Consider the following 1735-nt stretch of genomic DNA (forward strand, 5'->3'; position numbering starts at 1 on the left):
CGGTTCACGAGTGAGAATGCAGGCATGAGTAGCGATACACACGTGAGAAACGTGTGCGCCGATTGACTAAGGGTTCCTGGGTCAAGCTGATCTGCCCAGGGTAAGTCGGGACCTAAGGCGAGGCCGACAGGCGTAGTCGATGGACAACCGGTTGATATTCCGGTACCCGCTTTGAAACGCCCAGTATCGAATCCATTAATGCTAAGGCCGTGAAGCCGTTCCGGACCCTTCGGGGAAAGGAAAGTGGTGGAGCCGCCGGCCCAAGGTGGTAGTAGGTAAGCGATGGGGTGACGCAGGAAGGTAGTCCAGCCCGGGCGGTGGTTGTCCCGGGGTAAGGGTGTAGGCCGAGGGGTAGGCAAATCCGTCCCTCATTGAGGCTGAGACCTGATGCCGAGCCGATTGTGGTGAAGTGGATGATCCTATGCTGTCGAGAAAAGCCTCTAGCGAGTTTCATGGCGGCCCGTACCCTAAACCGACTCAGGTGGTCAGGTAGAGAATACCGAGGCGTTCGGGTGAACTATGGTTAAGGAACTCGGCAAAATGCCCCCGTAACTTCGGGAGAAGGGGGGCCATCACTGGTGATCGGATTTACTCCGTGAGCTGGGGGTGGCCGCAGAGACCAGCGAGAAGCGACTGTTTACTAAAAACACAGGTCCGTGCGAAGCCGTAAGGCGATGTATACGGACTGACGCCTGCCCGGTGCTGGAACGTTAAGGGGACCGGTTAGTGCGCTTTCGGGCGTGCGAAGCTGAGAACTTAAGCGCCAGTAAACGGCGGTGGTAACTATAACCATCCTAAGGTAGCGAAATTCCTTGTCGGGTAAGTTCCGACCTGCACGAATGGCGTAACGACTTCTCGACTGTCTCAACCATAGGCCCGGTGAAATTGCACTACGAGTAAAGATGCTCGTTTCGCGCAGAAGGACGGAAAGACCCCGGGACCTTTACTACAGTTTGATATTGGTGTTCGGTTCGGCTTGTGTAGGATAGGTGGGAGACTGTGAAGCATGCACGCCAGTGTGTGTGGAGTCAATCTTGAAATACCACTCTGGTCGTGCTGGATGTCTAACCTCGGTCCGTGATCCGGATCAGGGACAGTGTCTGATGGGTAGTTTAACTGGGGCGGTTGCCTCCTAAAGAGTAACGGAGGCGCCCAAAGGTTCCCTCAGCCTGGTTGGCAATCAGGTGTTGAGTGTAAGTGCACAAGGGAGCTTGACTGTGAGACCGACGGGTCGAGCAGGGACGAAAGTCGGGACTAGTGATCCGGCAGTGGCTTGTGGAAGCGCTGTCGCTCAACGGATAAAAGGTACCCCGGGGATAACAGGCTGATCTTCCCCAAGAGTCCATATCGACGGGATGGTTTGGCACCTCGATGTCGGCTCGTCGCATCCTGGGGCTGGAGTCGGTCCCAAGGGTTGGGCTGTTCGCCCATTAAAGCGGTACGCGAGCTGGGTTTAGAACGTCGTGAGACAGTTCGGTCCCTATCCTCTGCGCGCGTAGGAATATTGAGAAGGGCTGTCCCTAGTACGAGAGGACCGGGACGGACGAACCTCTGGTGTGCCAGTTGTCCTGCCAAGGGCATGGCTGGTTGGCTACGTTCGGAAAGGATAACCGCTGAAAGCATCTAAGCGGGAAGCCTGCTTCGAGATGAGTATTCCCACCCCCTTTGAGGGGTTAAGGCTCCCAGTAGACGACTGGGTTGATAGGCCAGATGTGGAAGCCCGGCAACGGGTGGA

Annotated in this window: 1 rRNA gene; it reads left to right on the forward strand. The window is 56.3% G+C overall.

The features are described 5' to 3' along the window. Positions 1–1735: ribosomal RNA gene (locus IE185_RS32790) — 23S ribosomal RNA — on the forward strand; the annotation flags it as partial.

Source organism: Streptomyces chryseus, assembly GCF_014650755.1.
Classification (GTDB): Bacteria; Actinomycetota; Actinomycetes; order Streptomycetales; family Streptomycetaceae; genus Streptomyces; species Streptomyces chryseus.